Below are 1046 nucleotides of genomic sequence, written 5' to 3'. Positions count from 1 at the left end.
AGGGAGAGCGCGCGGGCCGTCTCCGCGGCGCTGACCTGGCTCGACCGGCACACCGAGGCGGCGGAGGCGCAGTACGTCGTGCACCCGCTGCTGTCGCGCGGCGATCTCGGTGACGAAGAGGGCGCCTGTGCCGTCGCCGCCGCCCTGACCTGGCTCGACCACCACGCCGACGACCCCAACGCCGGCTTCGTCCTGGCCCCCCTGCTGTCCCGCAGGGAACTGCTCCTGCAGCACCCCGACCGCGTCTTCCGCACCGCTCTTACCTGGCTCGACGCCTACCCCGTCGGTTCCGGCGCCGGGTTCGTGCTGCGTGCTCTGCTGTCCCGCGGCGACCTCGAACCCGGGGAGAGCGGGCGTGCGGTGCTGGCCGCGCTGACGTGGCTGGGCCGGCACGCGGAGAACCCCGACGCGGGGTTCGTCCTGCGGCCGTTGCTGGCGCGCGGTGATCTGGGCTCCGACGTGAGCGGGAGCGCGGTCGCCGCGGCCCTGACCTGGCTCGACCGGTACGCGGAAGGCCTGGAGGCGCAGTTCGTCGTGGGGCCGCTGTTGTCCCGAGGTGATCTGGAACCCGGGGAGAGCGGGCGTGCGGTGCTGGCCGCGCTGACGTGGCTGGGCCGGCACGCGGAGAACCTCGACGCGGGGTTCGTGCTGCGGCCGTTGCTGGCGCGCGGTGATCTCGGTCCACGGGAGAGCGGGCGGGCGGTCGCCGCGGCCCTGACGTGGCTCGACCGGTACGCGGAATGCCTGGAGGCGCCGTTCGTCGTGGGGCCGCTGCTGTCCCGTGGCGATCTCGCGCCCGAGGACGGCGCGCGGGTGATCTCCCTGGTGCTGTCCTGGCTCGCCCGCCACCGCGCCGCCCCCGAGGCGCAGTTCGTCCTGCGTCCGCTGCTGCAGCGCAGGGCCCTCGCCCCCGAAGAACGACGGTTCGTGACCAGTGCGGCCCTGGCCTGGATCGACCTCCACCCCGCGGATGCCGAACTGGTGCTGCGTCCGCTGCTGCAGCGCACGGACCTCGCCCCCGGGGACCGCGCGCGGGTGATCTCCGA

The 1046-nt window shown here is 74.7% G+C and carries 1 pseudogene; it reads left to right on the top strand.

Features of this window, described 5'->3' with window-relative positions:
• Positions 1 to 1046 (top strand): annotated as a pseudogene (locus tag K7854_RS37230) (hypothetical protein); the annotation flags it as partial.

This window comes from Streptomyces hyderabadensis (assembly GCF_020404845.1).
GTDB lineage: Bacteria > Actinomycetota > Actinomycetes > Streptomycetales > Streptomycetaceae > Streptomyces > Streptomyces hyderabadensis.
This window is presented reverse-complemented; position numbering and strand designations above follow the sequence as displayed.